The following is a 17,921-nucleotide window of genomic DNA, read 5'->3' on the forward strand; positions in this document are numbered from 1 at the left end:
ACGGTGCATTAAGCGCGGGGTTGGAATGGTTTACCCGTCAGCCGCCTTCGGGCGGCTGTGTGTTGAAACGGCGTGAGTGAAGTCGGCGAGCTGGTTAAGGAAATCAGCCGCCTTCGGGCGGCTGTGTGTTGAAACCACGGTTTCGCAGCCGGAAAGGTTCGGCATCGTTGTCAGCCGCCTTCGGGCGGCTGTGTGTTGAAACAGCATCGCAGGATTGCGAAAAGGATTGGATGACCCTCAGCCGCCTTCGGGCGGCTGTGTGTTGAAACAAGGGTAGCGCATCGGATGAACAATTTGCTGCTCAGCCGCCTTCGGGCGGCTGTGTGTTGAAACAGGCTTAGTATAAATGTTAAGCAACCTTACACCGCTCAGCCGCCTTCGGGCGGCTGTGTGTTGAAACACGTGAAACATTGCAAGTTTTTTTGCAAGTTTGAGTCAGCCGCCTTCGGGCGGCTGTGTGTTGAAACACGCCCTTTTTGAGTTGTTGAAATGGCATCCGCTTCAGCCGCCTTCGGGCGGCTGTGTGTTGAAACAAATCTACTAATTTGTTGTCTGTTTTGATAGCTTTCAGCCGCCTTCGGGCGGCTGTGTGTTGAAACAAAATAAGTGAATAAGCCGTTTTCGGGGGCAAACGTCAGCCGCCTTCGGGCGGCTGTGTGTTGAAACTAAACTCATGAGCATTCCCGAGCAGCAACTTTACTCAGCCGCCTTCGGGCGGCTGTGTGTTGAAACTTGCCCCTATGGTTTTAACCAAAGCATCATAGTAGTCAGCCGCCTTCGGGCGGCTGTGTGTTGAAACAGACGCTCCGGCGACTTTCTCCATGCCGTCGGCAATCAGCCGCCTTCGGGCGGCTGTGTGTTGAAACTTTGTGGCCGATGCCAATTGGGCATAACCGTTGGTCAGCCGCCTTCGGGCGGCTGTGTGTTGAAACGCCTTTGCCTTGATGAAGCGCGTAATGCGTTAATTCAGCCGCCTTCGGGCGGCTGTGTGTTGAAACAACAAAGGCCGCTAAGTTTTTGCGCACCGCCCGATATCAGCCGCCTTCGGGCGGCTGTGTGTTGAAACACGGAGTTGGAAAGGTGTCAAGGGGGAAGCTTTGTCAGCCGCCTTCGGGCGGCTGTGTGTTGAAACACTACTTAGCAAACGCTCATCTAGTTAGCATTTGTCAGCCGCCTTCGGGCGGCTGTGTGTTGAAACGACATGCGGCGGCAGTTTGCTGCTCATGCTTCGTCAGCCGCCTTCGGGCGGCTGTGTGTTGAAACCGCCGCTGTTGTCGCTGCCGCCCGTGGAGGCATCGTCAGCCGCCTTCGGGCGGCTGTGTGTTGAAACCATCTACCTATAACGGTAAAAAAACGAGATATACCTCAGCCGCCTTCGGGCGGCTGTGTGTTGAAACGGGTCTTTGAAAAAAGATGTTGATATAGGCTCTTATCAGCCGCCTTCGGGCGGCTGTGTGTTGAAACTTGATATTTAGTAAGTACAATAGTACTATACACCCTCAGCCGCCTTCGGGCGGCTGTGTGTTGAAACGTCTCTAAAATAAAAGTGCCGTTAATCCGGCACGTTCAGCCGCCTTCGGGCGGCTGTGTGTTGAAACGGACGAAGGAATCTAAAAAGCTTGGATGTTGGGTTCAGCCGCCTTCGGGCGGCTGTGTGTTGAAACAGGCGTTTCCGAACGGTCGTTGACGGAGTGGCAGTCAGCCGCCTTCGGGCGGCTGTGTGTTGAAACATGTTTACTGCAGATGCAGACAACGAATACAAGTCAGCCGCCTTCGGGCGGCTGTGTGTTGAAACCAGCCCGCAGGTGTTAAAGCGGATGGCATACTCAATCAGCCGCCTTCGGGCGGCTGTGTGTTGAAACTTAAATTATTCATAGTCCGCATTATTATTGCTACGGTCAGCCGCCTTCGGGCGGCTGTGTGTTGAAACGCCGGCTTAAGTCCTCGGATAGAACAATCGGGAACTCAGCCGCCTTCGGGCGGCTGTGTGTTGAAACTTCAGATGGCCTGAAACTTTGTAGCCACGCGGTAATCAGCCGCCTTCGGGCGGCTGTGTGTTGAAACCGAAGTATTGAGCGTCAAGAACTCGGTAGGCGACTCAGCCGCCTTCGGGCGGCTGTGTGTTGAAACTGCTGATAGGCCGTCTGAATGTCTTGATGCACGTTCAGCCGCCTTCGGGCGGCTGTGTGTTGAAACCGTATTTCATATTCGATTCCATAAACACACATACGGTCAGCCGCCTTCGGGCGGCTGTGTGTTGAAACTGCTGCCTTGCACATGCCGCGCAGCTTGGTGTCTTGTCAGCCGCCTTCGGGCGGCTGTGTGTTGAAACAGAAGCCTTAGATTCTTGGTTTAATTCCATCACATCAGCCGCCTTCGGGCGGCTGTGTGTTGAAACTTGAGCTAATTTGGTATTTTTGATGACCGAATTCAATCAGCCGCCTTCGGGCGGCTGTGTGTTGAAACTGCCCGCCTTAATCATCCACGCCTTTTGCATGGTCAGCCGCCTTCGGGCGGCTGTGTGTTGAAACAGGAACAGGCTGAAATGGATGCGAGAACTATTACAATCAGCCGCCTTCGGGCGTCTGTGTGTTGAAACAGCTTTTCGAGCAGGGCAACGGCGCGGCGGGATATCAGCCGCCTTCGGGCGGCTGTGTGTTGAAACAAAGATGGCCGAACTGGAACATCTGCGCGGCAAATCAGCCGCCTTCGGGCGGCTGTGTGTTGAAACTACAAAAACAAGCCGGCCAACTTGAAAAAAATCGTCAGCCGCCCTCAGCCGCCTAATCATTGAAAAATTCAAACTTTACCGTTCTAAATCCCCAAAATAAACAGACGATTTATCTGAGGCCGTCTGAAAAATCATCTATTCCCAAATACCTAAAAATCCAGCTACAAACTAAATGAATTAGCTGAAATATTTTCAGACGGCCTCTCGGCTTTTTTAGTACGTTTGAAAATCCGTATCCTGCTGAAACCAAACAATTTTCCGTGCGTTCACCCAAAGCGGCCATTCGCTGCCGGGGTGTAGGTTGAGGCCGCTGGTTTCGGCGGGGTCGAGGTGGAGTTGTATTTCGCCGTGTTGGGGGTGGATGAGTGTCAGCAGGCTGCGGTCGGGTAGGCGGGTGTGTGCGGTGATTTTGGCGTTTTGTCCTTGCGGGTGGTTGAAGTGGATGGCGTGTTGGGGGATGTAGCGGATGTCGTTGACGTTGGTGGCGCCGATGAGGCGGGCGGCTCGGGCGTCGGTGGGGGCGCTGATGAGGGTTTGGGGCGGGGCGAGCTGGATGATGCTGCCTTGGTGCATGAGGGCGATTTGGTCGGCAAGGGCGAAGGCTTCTTCGGGGTCGTGGGTAACGAGGAGGGCGGGGATGTTGCGGTGGCGGATGTGGTTGGCGGTGAGCTGGCGCAGTTGTTGGCGCAGCCCTGTGTCGAGGCTGGAGAAGGGTTCGTCGAGCAGCATGAGTTTGGGGTCGGTTACGAGGGCGCGGGCGAGGGCGACGCGTTGTTGTTCGCCGCCGGAAAGGCTGTGGGTGCGTCGTTGTGCTTCGTCTGCGAGGCCGACTTCGGTGAGTATGGCTTGTGCTTTCGGGTGTGCTTCTGCTTGGTTGATGCCTTGCATTTTGAGGCCGAAGGCGACGTTTTGGATAACGTTGAGGTGGGGCAGGAGGGCGTAGTCTTGGAATACGAGTGAGATGTGCCGGTGTTCGGGCGGGGTGCGGGTGATGTTTTGGTTGTTGAGCCAAACTTCGCCGCTGTCGGGTTGTACTAGCCCGGCGGTGGTTTTGAGCAGGGTGGATTTGCCGCAGCCGGAGCGGCCGAGTATGGCGAGGATTTGCCCGTTTTCTACTTGGAGGGTGATGTTGTCGGCCACGGTTTTGCTGCCGTAGTGTTTGTTTATGTGTTTGAGTTGCAGCATAGGTTTTCCTTTTTTCAGACGGCCTTCTCTTTTTTTTCTGCGGAGTCGAGCAGGAGGAAGACGATGAAGGCGAGCAGCATCAGGATGGCGGTCAGTACCATGGCGCGGTCGTGGTTGTCGCTGCCGGCGGTGCCGAGGTAGCGGTAGATGAGGGTGGTGAGGGTTTGCCATTCGGGGCGGGATAAAAAGAGGGTGGCGGCAAATTCGCCCATGCAGGTGGCGGCGGCGAGGGTAAGGCCGCGGCGCAGGGAGGGCAATAGTAGTGGGGCGGTAACGTGAATGGCCGTCTGAAAAGGGCCTGCGCCCATGCTGCGTGCTGCGGCGGTGTAGTTGGGGGGGAGTGCGTCCCAAGCGGCGAGGATGTCTTTGGTGATAAAGGGGTAGGCCAGCAGGGCGTAGGTGGAGACGAGTAGCGGCAGCGAGGCCGTCCATTCAGGGTAGAGCAACAGCAGGCCGAAGGCAACGCATACGGGCGACACCATAAACGGCAGAAAGGTCAGCCCGCGTACCCATGCAGCTCGGCGTGCGAGTGCGGCATGGGTGATGCCTAGTATGAGGGCGAGCAGCATGGCGGAAAAGGTGAAGCGCAAGGTATTCCATGCGGCGGACAGGGTTTCGGCTTCGCGCCATACTTGCCATGAAGAGCCTGCCGACGCGGCTTGGAGGCACACGGCCACAAGGGGCAGGGCGCAGCACAGGCACAGCAGGGCAAGCGTGCAGGCGAGCATGGTTTTTTCGACCGGGGTGCGCGGCGGTTCGGGCGTTAGGGGGCGGATGTTTCTGCCGGAGGCGGCGCGGCGGCTCAGCCAAGCATAGGCGATGCCTGCGGATGCGGTGATGAACAACACCAGCCATACCAAGATCGACGCTGTGGCCATATCGAGTTCATAGGCTATCAGTTGGTAGATTTCCACTTCTATGGTGGCGTAGCGGCTGCCGCCCAGCAGCAAGGCCAGTCCGAAACCTGAAAAGCAGTAGAGAAACACCAAGCACATGCCGCCGGCCAGCCACGGTTGGAGTACGGGTCGCTCGACATGCCAAAAACGCTGCCATCTGCCGGCGCCGAGTGTTTGGGCCGTCTGAAGGCGGGCGGCGGGCACTTGCAGGAAACCTTGATAGGCGGCGCGTATGAGTACGGGCAGGTTGAAAAAAACGTTACCGTAAACCAGCAGATAAGGCGTGTCTTCCCAGCCCGGCCACAATAATCCGCGCGGGCCGAACAGGGCTAAAACGCCCATACCCGCTACAAGTGTGGGCATTACGAAAGGCAGCATCAGCAGGCGCAGAATCCATCTTCTGCCGCGAAATTCGAAACGTGCCAATGTCCACGCAACCGGCACGCCCAAGAGTAAAGTGAGGACGCAGGTGATGGCGGCTTGAAGCGTTGTCCAGCCGATGCGCATCTGAATGTAGCTGTCTTGCAAGGTTGCCCATACCATACCTTCGTTTTCATACGCAGCCAATGCCAGCAAGGGAGCGGCCACCATCACGGCCAAAAAGCCGAGCGGCAGCAGAGCCAGCAGCAAGGTAGTAAAGAAGGAACCGACGGCCATCATGTTGCGGCGCTCCAGTGGACAAAGGTAGGTAAAAGAATGATAGGGATTGCAGTATGCGTTTTACTGCCGTGAAACTTGAGCCATTGTACAGTTTTAGGCCGGTTTCGTAGGGATTCGGGCGCAAACGGCATGAAAGCTTGGCTGAATTGCGGTTTTCCCGGTTGGTTTTGTGAGTCGGTTAACCCGAATAGTGTGAGTCGTTAATTACTTTTATGTACGGGTATTTTATAGCAAAATACGTATAACTTCACGGACTGTCAATTCCATTCCAAAACTGAGCCACAGTTGTGGTCTAAAATTGAGCCACCCTATGAGCGGTGTTTCATCCGGTAAGAATCATTGCCCGTCTCAAAAATATCACAGCAATAAGTCAGGCGGTCCAGTAAAGCACCCGTCATCTTTTCATCCATAAACAGTTTCACCCATTCGCTAAAGGCCAAATTGGTTGTCATGACAACACTCGTCCTTTCATGCAGTTGGCTCATCAGATGAAACAGCAGCGCACCGCCTTTCTGACTAAACGGCAGATACCCCAACTCATCAAGAATCAACAAATCGTACCGACATTGCTGCTCGGTCAGTTTCAGACGGCCTTCGTCTTTGTCTGCTTCCAATTTGTTGACCAAGTCCAGTACATTCCAAAAACGTACCCTAAATCCTTGTGTCGCCGCTTCGATACCCAATGCTGTGGCAATATGCGTTTTGCCCGTACCCGGTCCGCCTACCAACACCACATTACGCTTCTGTCTGATATAGTCCCCGCCCAAAAGCAGTTCCAATGCCGGACGGTGTATCAAACTCTGCTCAAAATCGAAGTCGGCCAAACTGCGGTGTTGCGGAAACCTTGCCTGGCTAATCCGGTTTTGGATACTCCTTGCGGTTTTGGCTATATGTTCGGCAGTCAACAACCGCTCCAGAATATCCAGCGTACCCCGTTTGCGACGGATGCCGTCCACTACGATTTCATCCCACTGCTCCGCCATCGCACCGAGTTTCAATTCTTTCAACAGTCCGGCCAGACGTTCATGCTGCATGATGCTTCTCCTTCATCGTATCCGTTTGTTTGCCCGACAGACTCAGTAAGCGGTCATAACGGCTGCAATCAACTGACGGCGGGACGGTAAGCGGGATGTCCCTAATATGGAAACGGGGTGGAGGCGGTTCTTTCAGACGGTTGATGATGTTCAAGACTGCCTCCGGAGTCGGCATACCTTCGTCCAATGCCAATTCCGCTGCCGTCAATGCCAAGTCGGCATCGTATTCGGCCATCAGGTTCAGCAGTTTGACCATTACCCGGTCTCCTTTGGGCTGCTTAAGCAAACAGGCTTTCAGACGCTCTATGACGGGCGGCAGTACCCAGCCGATAAAAGCCCTGCCGTCTCTTAACGCTCCGGGTTTCTTTTGCAGATAGGGCAAAAAATGCCAAGGGTTATAGCTGATGCCGTCTTTCACAAAGCTGCGCGGATGTTCGGCAATACAGTCGGTATCGCTACAAAAGCGGACGGTCTGTGCGCCGATATAAACCCTAACCGTATTGCCCGCCCATTCGACCGGTACGCTGTAACGGTGGCGTTCGACGGTAACCAAAGATTGGTTGCTGACTTTGAGTATCTCCAAACGTTCTGCCGGATAGGGACGGAAAGCAGCCAACGAATGCTTCTCCCTTTCCCATATGTCGTTAACCGGCTGCCTGTATTCGGGATGTTTGTGCTGCCGCATCAGCCGCAGGCATTGCTGTTGCAGGTAGTCGTTGAGAGAGGTAAAGGAATCAAAAGCCAAAGTCGGCTTGAACAATCTTTCGCGCAGGTGGCGTATCTGCCGCTCGACCTGGCCTTTCTCCCAGCCGGAGGCCGGGGTACAGGCAACCGGTTCAATGAGAAAGTGGGTCATCATCTGTAAAAACTGTGCGTTAAACTCTCTCTCCTTACCTTTGCCGATTCGGGTAACGGCGGTCTTCATATTGTCGTAGATACCGCGGGCAGGTACGCCGCCGAAGAAAGCGAATGCGCGGTTGTGCGCATCCATCAACATATCAGCTTTCTGATTGGGATAAGCACAAACGAAAAAAGCCCTGCTGTGGCATAAGCGGAAATGAGCGATATTTACCTTAACGGTCTGTCCGGCCAAACAAACGGTTTCGATACTCCAGTCAAACTGATAAGCATCACCCGGAGCAAAAGCCTGAGCCATAAAGACCGGAACCGGCTTGGGTTGGTGCTGTTGGCGGAATTTGCGGATAAATACGGCAACGGCACTGTACTGTCCGGCATAACCGGCATCTTTGAGGCGTTCGAAATGTCGACGGGCAGAAAGGTGTTGCTGTTTGGGCAGCCGGGCTTCTTGGAGCAACTGTTGGGTCAACACGTCAAGAAAAGGACCGAGCTTGGGGTAATGGGTTTGTTCTCTGCGGTAGACGGGGGGTTCGACTGTGGCGTGCTGCAGATATTTGGCGACTGTATTGCGGGAGAGTTTGAGTTGTTTGGCGATTTCACGTTGTGAGAGTTTCTGTCGGTGAAAAAGCCGGTGCACTTTTGCGATGGTTTCCATGCATAACATCCAGGTTGGGCTCCGCTGTGTGATAGAGCGGAGCAGTTTATAACAAACGGAGAGTGGCTCACTTTTGGAGCACAACTCCCCGTTTCCCTGGCTCAGTTTTGCACGATATTTAACAACGGACTAAGCCGTAAAAGTCATGTGTGTATTGCTTTGGCTCAATAAAGCCGGAAAATCCTGCTTCGAGGCCATCTGAAAAAACTGTTGGCCTTCATGTTTCAAAACGGCTGAAACTTCCCTGCTCAAATTGGCTTTTTGCAGGAAATTTTTTTGCTTGCCATTTTGTTATTGTTTGAAAATAAATAATAAAAATCTCTTATGATTACAAATATTTGTACATTATAATATCAACATAAATATATTCAATATTAATATTATTTCAATTAGATGTTTTACATCAAACCTTAAGGGCCTCGTCTTGTCTCACGAATGAAGATTCAACTTGATTTTTTGATAAGGAAGTATCATGAGCAACAAAAAAACTTCAGTAGTGGCCGCAAAAGACGGGCAACCCGATACAAAGGCTTTGAAATCAGAGCAGGTAAGCCGCTCTCCTCAAGTGATGTACGGCGATGACGGCGACAATATTTTCCGCGTTACCCATCCGCAAGACCGCGTGATTGAGAAGATCAACCGGGGCATAGACACCATATACAGCAGTATACCTTACACCCTGCCGAAAAATGTCGAAAACCTGTTTTTAGTCGGCAAAGCTGCGCTCGACGGCTCCGGTAACGAGCTGAACAACGCCATTGTCGGCAATGAAAACCGCAACCGCTTGATGGGCTACGACGGCAAAGACGATTTATACGGCTACGGCGGTAACGATTATTTAGACGGCGGAAAAGGCGCAGACCTGATGGTCGGCGGCACCGGCAGCGATATTTATCAAGTGGACGACTCCAACGACAAAATTATCGAATTGGTTAATCAAGGCACCGACAGCGTATTCAGCAGCGCCGATTATGTTTTACCCGAGCATGTCGAAAACCTGACTTTAGTGGGCGATAAAGCCATCAAAGCCACGGGCAACAACGACAACAACACCATTTCCGGCAATGTTTCGAACAACTTCATACAAGGCCGCGGCGGGGATGACGTTATCCGCGGCAAAGGCGGCAACGACGATGTGCGCGGCGGCGACGGCAGCGACAAACTGTACGGCGGCGAAGGAAACGACCGACTGATCGGCGGCACATATATCCGTCCCGTTACCAACCAAGCAGGTTGGGAGGTTTGGAGCGATAAAAACGACGGCAACGACTATCTCGACGGCGGTAAAGGCAACGACACACTCTTCGGCGGCAAAGGCGACGACACCTACTTCTTCGACAGAGGCTACGGCAAAGATACCATCATCGACTACCGAATCCCCGGCGTGGAAACCCTGTTTGATTCCGAAGGCATCAATACCGTTAAATTCGGCCCGGGCATCCGCCCCGAAGATTTGCTGATCAAGGCCGATGTGTGGGAAGACGGCAGGATTGGCGATACATGGAAAATCGGTATCAAAGGTACGCAAGACGTTTTGCACATCCGCAATCAAAACGCACACGGCGACGATGCTGCCGTTCAGAGGTTTGAATTTGATTCCGGCGTTTATACGCCTTGGGATTTGGAATCCGCCGTCGGCATTCAAGGCAATACCAAAACCGTTGCCATCGACAACAACAACGCCTACCGCCTCAGCGAAGCCGTTTTCGGCGTCGGCGCAGGCAACGAGCATCCCGAGCACAGCTACGATATCGAAAAAGTCATCGGCGGCCGTTTGGCTTATATGTCTTCAGACGGCAGCATACGGCAATGGGTAAAAGCAGACCGCTTCTACGTTTCAGACAGCGAAGACTTGGTGTTCATTCCCAACAAAGGCGCAAGCGAAGCCGAAATTCGCTTTAAATTCCACTCGTTCGACCCCGAACGCACCCTCAGCGACGACGCCACCCACACCATCAAATTCGCCCTGAAAGACCTACCCGACCCCGAAGACCGCATGTTCTTCGGCGACGTAAACGGCAACCTGCTCACAGGCGGCAACGGAGACGACCTGCTGCACGGCTTGTGGGGCAACGATACCCTCAACGGAGGCGAGGGCGACGACACCCTTTACGGCGGAGCCGGCAACGACACCTATATCTTCGGAAAAGATTACGGCAGAGACACAATCAGCGATTGGGAAGGCAGCAACATCGTCCGTTTCAGCAAAGGCATTACCCCGCAAGATTTAACGCTCAAAAAAATCACCCATCCGTCAGGCATGCAGACCGATTGGGTAATCGGCTTCAAGGACTGCGCAGACATGCTTACCATTGAAAAACAGCTCGACAACCAAAAAAACGTATCCGTTAAATCATTTGTGTTCGACTCGGGAGCCGTTGCCTATGATTTGCTGGAAAGTAAAATCAACAGCAAACTGGAAGCAGCGCTCGGCACACCCGCCGAAACCGCAACCCAAGCCGCCCAGCCTGCCGCCGGAACAGATTACGCCTATCGAAATACGGCCACGGCCTCCGTATCGGACGATCCCATCGTTCCTATGATTTGATTGCTTGTTAAATAGGCAATTGAGGCCGTCTGAAAATTTTCAGACGGCCTCTTGAGTATGTGCTGCTTATTTGTTTGGATAGAATGTCAATCAGCGCCAACCCGCAGTAACTTCTATTTTATATCAATCACTTTACATCGTTGCGTGTTGATTGATAGTTGATTGATATATGTAAAAAACACATCTAACTTTTGAAGTTGTACTTTACGAGTATTTATCCATTTTCTTAATCATTCTTTTGTATTCATTTGAGTTGTAAATCTTTAAGCATTTGTAAAATATCAATTTATTGTTTTGGGAGTCGGTTTCTTTTGAATTTATCATTGCATTATTGATGAATTTTTTTATTGCTTGATAAGCTGGAGCTTGGTGGCCTCCAGCCTGAAAATAAACCCCGCTGGCTGCTCCAACGTCTTCTTTCAACCATTTACCTTCACCGAAATGATATAAGCAATGGCTGAACCCCCAGTTTTGCAAAAGTTTTCTTCTTTCCAATAATGAATCTTGTTGGGCATGGGCGGGCAAAATATAGATTGCTAACAACAGAAATATAGACAACATTTGCTTCATTTCATCTCCTAGTCCTTTAAGTCCCAAAATAATATTTTTATAAGTTTTGCATTATCTGGTTGAAAATAGCATTTATCTCCACATTCATAATCATTCCATAATGTTACATGTCCGGTGGCATCTCCCCATCCGCTGATGATAAATATGATGATTCCTTTTCTTCCTGCAAATCTTCTACTTTGATTTGTTCCATCAGCTACAAGCTCGATATCTGGGTTGCCTAAATTATTCTGAACGTATTTAATTATATCGTTTACTCTTAATAAATAAGGCTTACCGTCCCCTCCTGATAATGCGTAATAACGTGGGACTTTAGAGAGTCTTTGGCGCGTTAGGGGAAAGTTTCCATGATTAAATGACCTGCTTAATCGGATCGCACACGCATTAGCATATCCTCTGGGATTTTCTTCGTAATGTGCTAATGGAGAACCTCCAACTAACCTGTATGCTTGTTCCGCAGTTGAATTTATCGGGTAAGCATTCCATAAGTCAGAAAATTTTGGTCTCTTAACAGTAACAGAACTAGTCTGTCCTTGTGCAGATGCAGATATGCTCATATTGATATCCTTCTTAAATAACAATGCTTTTTCCGTCGAAAATATTTTTTATTACTGCGCAATTGTCTGAACCGATTATTCCGGTAACGGTAAATTGTTCTGACAATTCATCTTCCTCATTATCTATTTTGATGGTGACTTCAACAGGTTCTCCTATTAAATAGTTTCGTGTAATGATATGTAAGTTTAAATCTGTATAGTATTTTGAAAACTCATCTAATCGAACTTGCTGTTCCCCATACGACCAATATAATTCTATTATTTGCTTGACTTTTTCTTCAGCTTTATTTGTATAGTTCTCTACTGGTGGGGTAGCAGACATCATTTGTATGTTATTTGTTTCATCATCTATATAGGCTTGAGATTGTGATGCAATGAGAATAGCGCCACAAGAAGTTTTCATTCCTTCAAGTGCAATTTCTTTACCTAGATAAAAAAGCTTATTTGAGCCTTGGATAATCGTGAACATTGTTTTGCATTGCGGACAATAGCCTGTGTACCCTACTCCCGCAGCAGGTTTATCGTATATGATGATGTTTTCAAATCCTTCCATAACACGTCCGCCATGTGTAGTTCTATCTCCCACCCGTATTATTGCTCTTGAGGTCATTTCAATTGTCCTTTGTTTGTTATTCCATGTATAAAGAAAGATTAATTTGTCATGATATTGTAAATTAAAGAAGGCCGTCTGAAAAAAGTTTTCAGACGGCCTCTTATCATTTCAAATGCCTTAAATGCGTTTTGCCAGTTCTTCGGCTTTGCCCACATACAGCGCAGGTGTTAAAGCCAGCAGCTGCTGTTTGGCATCGGCGGGGATGTCCAGCGATTCGACAAACACTTTCAGCACTTCGGGCGTGATGCCGTCTTTGCCGCGGGTGAGGTCTTTCAGTTTTTCATACGGATTGGCCACACCGTAGCGGCGCATCACGGTTTGAATCGGTTCGGCCAAGAGTTCCCAAGTGGCATCCAAGTCGGCGGCTAAGGCGGCGGGGTTGGCTTCCAGTTTGTTCAGGCCGCGCAGGTGGGCGACCAAGCCCAGCACGGTGTAGCCTGCGCCTACGCCCATGTTGCGCAGCACGGTGCTGTCGGTGAGGTCGCGCTGCCAGCGGGAAACGGGCAGTTTTTCCGAAAGGAAGCCCAACACGGCGTTGGCCATGCCCAAGTTGCCTTCGGAGTTTTCGAAGTCGATGGGGTTGACTTTGTGCGGCATGGTGGAGCTGCCTACTTCGCCCGCTTTGACTTTTTGTTTGAAGTAGCCGAGGGAGATGTAGCCCCATACGTCGCGGTTGAAGTCGATTAAGATGGTGTTGATGCGGCTGAGGGTTTGGAAAAACTCGGCCATGTAGTCGTGCGGCTCGATTTGGATGGTGTAGGGGTTGAAGGTAAGACCCAACGATTGCTCGACGAATGTTTGGCAGTGCGCTTCCCAATCTACGTCGGGGTAGGCGACCATATGGGCGTTGTAGTTGCCGACCGCGCCGTTGATTTTGCCTAAGAATTCTTGTGCGGCAAGCTGTTTGATTTGGCGTTGCAGGCGGTAAACGACGTTGGCGATTTCTTTGCCCAAAGTGGAAGGTGTGGCGGGTTGGCCGTGGGTGCGGCTCATCATCGGCACGGCGGCCAAGTCGTGCGCCATTTCGGTGAGTTTGGCGGTGATTTCGGCCAGCTTTGGCAGCAACACGGCTTCGCGTGCTTCTTGCAGCATCAGGGCGTGGGAAAGGTTGTTGATGTCTTCGCTGGTGCAGGCGAAGTGGATGAATTCGCTGGCGGCGGCAACTTCGGGCACGCCCGAAAAACGCTCTTTCAACCAGTATTCGATGGCTTTCACGTCGTGGTTGGTGGTGGCTTCGATGGCTTTCACGGCGGCGGCATCTTCCAGTGAAAATTCGGCGATCACGCGGTCGATTTCGGCAACGGTGAAGTCGCTGAATGCGGGCACTTCGGCGATTTTCGGTTCGGCGGCCAATGCTTTGAGCCAGCTCAGCTCAACTTTCACACGGGCTTTCATCAGGCCGTATTCGGAGAAAATCGGGCGCAGGGCTTCTACGGATTTGGCGTAGCGGCCGTCAAGCGGGGAAAGGGCGGAAATGGGGTTGATCATAGCGGATTCCTGTTTGATTGGGGGATATGCGGCCGTCTGAAAACAGCCGGCAATGATGTGAAATTGTCGGCAATTATACATCAAAGCGGCTTTTCAGACGGCCTCAAAACATGATAAAGGCCGTCTGAAAAAGTGCTTTCAGACGGCCTCATGGCGGTTAGTCGAAACGTATGCTGTATTTCACTTCGCCGCCCCACGAGAGGTTGCCGACGCGGGCAACGGCCTGAATGGCGCGGGTAAGCTGGTAAACCAGTTTGACCGACTGGCTCGCGCTGTTGATGCCGTATTCGTAGCCCAGATAGAGGTTGTTGGTGAGCTGTTTGCCGACGGTCAGCACTTGTTCGGCGGGGTTCAGTTCGCCGGTTTGGGCGTCGCGGCGGCGTTTGCTGGTGAAGCCGAAGTCGTCCACCAAGCCGAGTTTGTCGTTGACGCGGCCTGCGAGGAAGGCGCCTGCTGCGGCGGAAAGGGCGGCTTCGTCGCTGTCGCTGCCGCTGCTGGCACGGTTGAGAATCAGCCACGACAGTTTGTCTTTCTCGCTCATGGCCTCGTTGGTTACCAGTGAAATGCGCGGGTTGTTGAGGCTGCCGAGCACTTCTACACCGGCGCCGACGGCAGACAGGCGGCGTTCGGCGCGGATGTTGAGGTTGGGGTCGGACAAGGGGCCGACGAAGGAAATTTGGCCTTTGGTAATGTCGAGGTCTTGTCCGTAGGCTTTGTAGCGGCCTTTGATGACTTTCACCGTGCCGACGCCTTGTACGGCCTCTCCGGGCTTGGCAGTCAGGTTGAGTTGGCCGCCGAGGGTAACGTCCAAGCCTTCGCCGCTGAAGCGCAGGTTGTCGTTGAGGTCGAGCACCAGATTCATGCTGATGGGCGTGGGCGTGGATTTGGGTTTTTCCACTTCGCCGAGCACGACCACATCGTCGTCCAAAGTGGGCATGCCGGATTTTTGGAAGCCGAAATAGCCCGAATCGGCTTTGAGCGTGCCGGTGAGGATAACGCCGTTGGCTTCGGTGTAGAGCATTTTGGCGTCGCCGCTGAGGGTCAGGCGGCGGTTGGCTTTATCCAGCGCGTTGTATTTGTTGAATAAAACATCAACGTTGACGTTAGGCTCGGCGTTGTTTAAGCCTACCGTGCCTTTCAGTTCTACGGTGCCGCCGCGGTGGAAACGCAGGTTGTCGATCAGCCACGATTGGCCTTGAATGCGCGAACGCAATACGCCGTGGTCGAGGATTAAGCCTAAGTCTTGGTTGCGGTAATAGAGGTCGTTGCCGTTGAGCGTGCCGTTGAATTGGGGCTGGCCGACGCGTCCGCCGATGGTGGCGATGCCTTCGAGGTTGCCGCGCAGGGTTTGGCCCACGGGCAAGAAGTTGCGGAAGGCTTCGAGATTGGGCGCGCCGATGCTGATTTTGCCGTTGATGGGTGCGAGTTTGATGTCGTTACCAAACTGCTGGCTGATCACGACGTTGCCGTTAATGTTGCCGTAGCCGGTAACGCCGTCGAGTTTGCTGTCGATACGGCCGTTTTGGAAGGTAGTATTGAGGGAAAGTGCGCCCAAGCCGAGCATTTGTTTGCGGTACGGCAACTCCACATCGCCGCTTTGGCGGCGGATGTTGAGGTAGCCGCGGGCGTTTTGGCTGTACGACAAATCCCAGTCGCCGGCCAAAACGAGATTGTGTTTCACGGGCGGCGTGTAGAAATTATGCAGTTGCGACATATCCAGATTGACGGCGTTGCCTTTGGTGGTGATGCCGTTTTTCTTGTCCCAAACGAAATTTTCCATGTTCAGGCTGCCGCCCATGGCAGACCAGCGCGCAGCACTCATGGCTACGCGGTTGGCACCGGCTTCGAGGTTCATGCGGTTTTGCAGCTTGAGGTTGAAGGCGCCGCCGATGTCAAGCACGCTGAGCGTGCCTTTCCATTGCTGTTTGTTGTCTAAGCCGCCGTTGGCATCGACGGCGAGGGTGTAGGGTTTGCCGCCGAGCGACATGTTGCCGCCGCCACGGATGCGGTGGCTCAAGCCTGTGCCGTTAACGGATAAATCGACGCTGTCGATCACGGTGGGTGAACCGCCGCCGAGGATGCTGATGCGGTTGCCTTTGAGTTCGACGTTTAAGGGGCGGCTGTAATCGGGCGAGCCTTGTAGTTTGAAGTTGAGGTCGTTGATTTGCACGGCATCGGCAACGCGCAGGCTGCGGGCTTGTCCGACTAAATCGGCTTCCAGCTTGGCGGGGTCGCCGGCAATGTAGCCTTTGGCGGTAATCAAGCCGCTGAGTCCGAAGCCGAAGCGGCTTAAATCGGGCGCGTTGATGTCTACATTCAAGCGGTCGCCCTGTTTGCCGAAGCTGCCGTTGGTTTTGATGCTGTTGTTGCCGAGCAGGATGTCGGCCACGGCGCGCGAGAGGTGGGCTTTTTCATAAACGACATCGGCGCTGCCTTTCAGCGGTACGCCGGAAAGCGTGCTGGGGCCGAACTGCATTTTGCCGCTGTATTTTTGGTTGGCGATTTCGCCGTCGAGGTTAATCGTGCCGTTGACGCTGCCGGCGGGGAACTGCGTGTTCAGCTTGCCGGGGTTGAAGTTTTTGCTGACCACGGCGAGCTTGAGCGCTTGGTTTTTAAACAGCTCCAGCGAGCCTGTGGCATTGATTTCGCCGCCGTTGGTCGGGCGTACCCGGGCTTGTTTGAAATGCAGGGTTTGCTGGCCGTTTTTGGCGTCGGTGTGCATTTGGATGAGGCCGTCTGAAAGGGCGTTGCCGGTATCGAGTTCCCAAGCGGTTTCGAGGTTTTTAAAGGCACCGCCGACTTTGATGGTGCCGTTTAATTTGCCGTCGAGTTTTTGTTTGACTACGTCGGCGGCGGTGATGTCGCGCAGGGAGGCGGCGAGGGCAAGCTCTTGCTTGGCGGTGTCGATGGTGCCGGCCAGCCCTACGGTGCCTTTATTCATCAATTGGGCTTCGGTATCTTGAATGCGGATCAGACCTTCATCGTTGATGGTGAAGTCCGACAACAGTTTGCGTACCGGAATGCCTTGTGCATCGGCGGGTGCGGCGGCGCTGTTGAGCAAATCTATCGAGCCTTCCAAGCCGATGCCTTTTTCGAAAGAGGGCACGATGGTGGCATCAAACTCGAGCTTGGCTTTGGGCAGGGAAGATAAAAAAGCGCTGGGGTTGATGTTGAAACCTTTAACCTGCGCGAGCTTGATTTTGTCGTTCAGTTTTTCGGCAAAGGGGTGCAGCACGGAGGTGGCATGCAGGCGCACGTTGTCGCCGTCGATGCGGATGTCGGTTTCTACGTCTTGCAGGCTGCCGGTCAGGCGGGTGGCGGCTACGATGTAATCGTTATCCAGCGTGCCGCTGCCGTTGAGAATCGCGTTGAGGGAAAACGGGCTTTTCACGCCCAAGGTGGCGTTGCCCGATGCGCTGTTCCACGGGGTGTTGATGTCGGCCAGCTTGAGGCTGTGGAGCTGGTGGTCGTAGGCGTATGAGGCTGAAAGGTGGTTGAGGTAAACGGTTTGCTTGTTGGCGCGCGGGCCGACGCTGATTTTGCCGGTTTCCAATTTATCGACCAGCACTTCCAAAGGCAGGCTCACGCTTTTGGGCAAGCCTTGCGGGGGCTGTTTTTCGTTGGGCGGGGTGGGCTTGGTGATGACGCTGATGTCGCCGGCGAGGATTTGGCGGATGTGCAGTTTTTTCTGTTTCAGTTCGTCGGGCTGCCAGTCGAAAGTTAAGGCGCTGATTTCGATGTCGGCGCCTTCGGTTTCGATGCGCCATTCGTCGCCGGTAAAGCCTTTCCAAAGTGTGCCTTTCAGGTTTTTGGATTGGATGTTGACGCCGAACCATGAGGGAATGTTATACAGACCGTAGCGCAGACCGGATTCGGTGCCGGCGAGCCACACCACGCCACCTGCCAGCGCACTGAAAACAAACAACAGCGAGGCAAACAATACCGCTGTGATTTTGAGCCATTTTCTTTTTTTCGGCTGCTTTTCAGACGGCCTCGTATCGGGAAGCGTTTCGGTATGCCCGTTTTGCCGGAGTTGTTCGGTGTTTTTATTATCCTGATGGTCTGTCATCTTGTATTAACCTGTGCATCTTGGGGTAGGTCGGAGGCTGCTGGCTTGCCGACCGTA

At 52.9% G+C, this 17,921-nt stretch carries 10 protein-coding genes and 1 CRISPR repeat array (1 of these 11 only partly in view); of the genes, 1 reads left to right on the forward strand and 9 read right to left on the reverse strand.

Translation table 11 applies throughout. The features are described from left to right. Positions 1–2,807: direct repeats of the CRISPR family, unit length 32 nt; unit sequence TCAGCCGCCTTCGGGCGGCTGTGTGTTGAAAC; it begins 2,157 nt to the left of the window's first position. 137 nt (positions 2,808–2,944) lie between these two features. The 4 genes from LVJ85_RS00870 to istA all read right to left on the reverse strand — a co-directional run bounded on the left by LVJ85_RS00870 (position 2,945) and on the right by istA (position 8,028). Then, positions 2,945–3,916 (reverse strand): ABC transporter ATP-binding protein, encoded by a 972-nt coding sequence (locus LVJ85_RS00870; protein WP_244740651.1) that lies wholly within the window; start codon positions 3,914–3,916, stop codon positions 2,945–2,947. Between the two features lie 14 nt (positions 3,917–3,930). After that, positions 3,931–5,469 carry an ABC transporter permease gene (locus LVJ85_RS00875; RefSeq protein ID WP_370686943.1) on the reverse strand — a complete coding sequence of 513 codons (1,539 nt, stop codon included), beginning with the start codon at positions 5,467–5,469 and terminating at the stop codon, positions 3,931–3,933. A 311-nt stretch (positions 5,470–5,780) separates the two neighbouring features. After that, a complete protein-coding gene (istB, locus tag LVJ85_RS00880) occupies positions 5,781–6,509 on the reverse strand; it encodes an IS21-like element helper ATPase IstB (RefSeq protein ID WP_370686940.1) in 729 nt (242 codons plus the stop codon). Continuing rightward, entirely contained in the window at positions 6,496–8,028 is a 1,533-nt protein-coding gene (istA, locus tag LVJ85_RS00885; protein WP_182073206.1) for an IS21 family transposase, read from the reverse strand. The genes istB and istA overlap by 14 nt, the downstream gene beginning before the upstream one ends. A 463-nt stretch (positions 8,029–8,491) precedes the next feature. Here istA and LVJ85_RS13400 point away from each other — a divergent pair, with 463 nt between their 5' ends. Then, positions 8,492–10,567 (forward strand): hypothetical protein, encoded by a 2,076-nt coding sequence (locus LVJ85_RS13400; protein WP_304653903.1) that lies wholly within the window; start codon positions 8,492–8,494, stop codon positions 10,565–10,567. A 204-nt stretch (positions 10,568–10,771) separates the two neighbouring features. Here the strand turns inward: LVJ85_RS13400 and LVJ85_RS00900 are convergent, their stop codons facing one another. The 5 genes from LVJ85_RS00900 to LVJ85_RS00920 form a co-directional block, all read right to left on the reverse strand. Continuing rightward, positions 10,772–11,137: a type VI secretion system amidase immunity protein Tai4 gene (locus LVJ85_RS00900; protein ID WP_244740655.1), complete on the reverse strand. Its 366-nt coding sequence runs from the start codon at positions 11,135–11,137 to the stop codon at positions 10,772–10,774. A gap of 8 nt (positions 11,138–11,145) precedes the next feature. Further along, on the reverse strand, positions 11,146–11,694 hold the full coding sequence (locus LVJ85_RS00905) for a type VI secretion system amidase effector protein Tae4 (protein WP_244740657.1): 549 nt from the start codon (positions 11,692–11,694) through the stop codon (positions 11,146–11,148). 13 nt (positions 11,695–11,707) lie between these two features. Further along, positions 11,708–12,304, reverse strand: a complete 597-nt coding sequence (locus LVJ85_RS00910; protein ID WP_244740659.1) for a PAAR domain-containing protein — start codon at positions 12,302–12,304, stop codon at positions 11,708–11,710. A gap of 120 nt (positions 12,305–12,424) precedes the next feature. Further along, positions 12,425–13,795: an adenylosuccinate lyase gene (gene purB, locus LVJ85_RS00915; RefSeq protein ID WP_244740662.1), complete on the reverse strand. Its 1,371-nt coding sequence runs from the start codon at positions 13,793–13,795 to the stop codon at positions 12,425–12,427. A 157-nt stretch (positions 13,796–13,952) separates the two neighbouring features. Further along, positions 13,953–17,864, reverse strand: a complete 3,912-nt coding sequence (locus LVJ85_RS00920; RefSeq protein ID WP_244740664.1) for a translocation/assembly module TamB domain-containing protein — start codon at positions 17,862–17,864, stop codon at positions 13,953–13,955. Between the last annotated feature and the right edge of the window lie 57 nt (positions 17,865–17,921).

It is taken from the genome of Neisseria sp. Dent CA1/247 (assembly GCF_022870825.1).
GTDB lineage: Bacteria > Pseudomonadota > Gammaproteobacteria > Burkholderiales > Neisseriaceae > Neisseria > Neisseria zoodegmatis.

Bases quoted from the DNA above. Each gene is read 5' to 3' on its own strand.
- LVJ85_RS00905 (WP_244740657.1), bottom strand. From the start codon at position 11,694: ATGAGCATATCTGCATCTGCACAAGGACAGACTAGTTCTGTTACTGTT.
- istA (WP_182073206.1), bottom strand. From the start codon at position 8,028: ATGTTATGCATGGAAACCATCGCAAAAGTGCACCGGCTTTTTCACCGA.
- LVJ85_RS00920 (WP_244740664.1), bottom strand. From the start codon at position 17,864: ATGACAGACCATCAGGATAATAAAAACACCGAACAACTCCGGCAAAAC.
- LVJ85_RS13400 (WP_304653903.1), top strand. From the start codon at position 8,492: ATGAGCAACAAAAAAACTTCAGTAGTGGCCGCAAAAGACGGGCAACCC.
- LVJ85_RS00870 (WP_244740651.1), bottom strand. From the start codon at position 3,916: ATGCTGCAACTCAAACACATAAACAAACACTACGGCAGCAAAACCGTG.
- LVJ85_RS00910 (WP_244740659.1), bottom strand. From the start codon at position 12,304: ATGACCTCAAGAGCAATAATACGGGTGGGAGATAGAACTACACATGGC.
- LVJ85_RS00875 (WP_370686943.1), bottom strand. From the start codon at position 5,469: ATGGCCGTCGGTTCCTTCTTTACTACCTTGCTGCTGGCTCTGCTGCCG.
- purB (WP_244740662.1), bottom strand. From the start codon at position 13,795: ATGATCAACCCCATTTCCGCCCTTTCCCCGCTTGACGGCCGCTACGCC.
- LVJ85_RS00900 (WP_244740655.1), bottom strand. From the start codon at position 11,137: ATGAAGCAAATGTTGTCTATATTTCTGTTGTTAGCAATCTATATTTTG.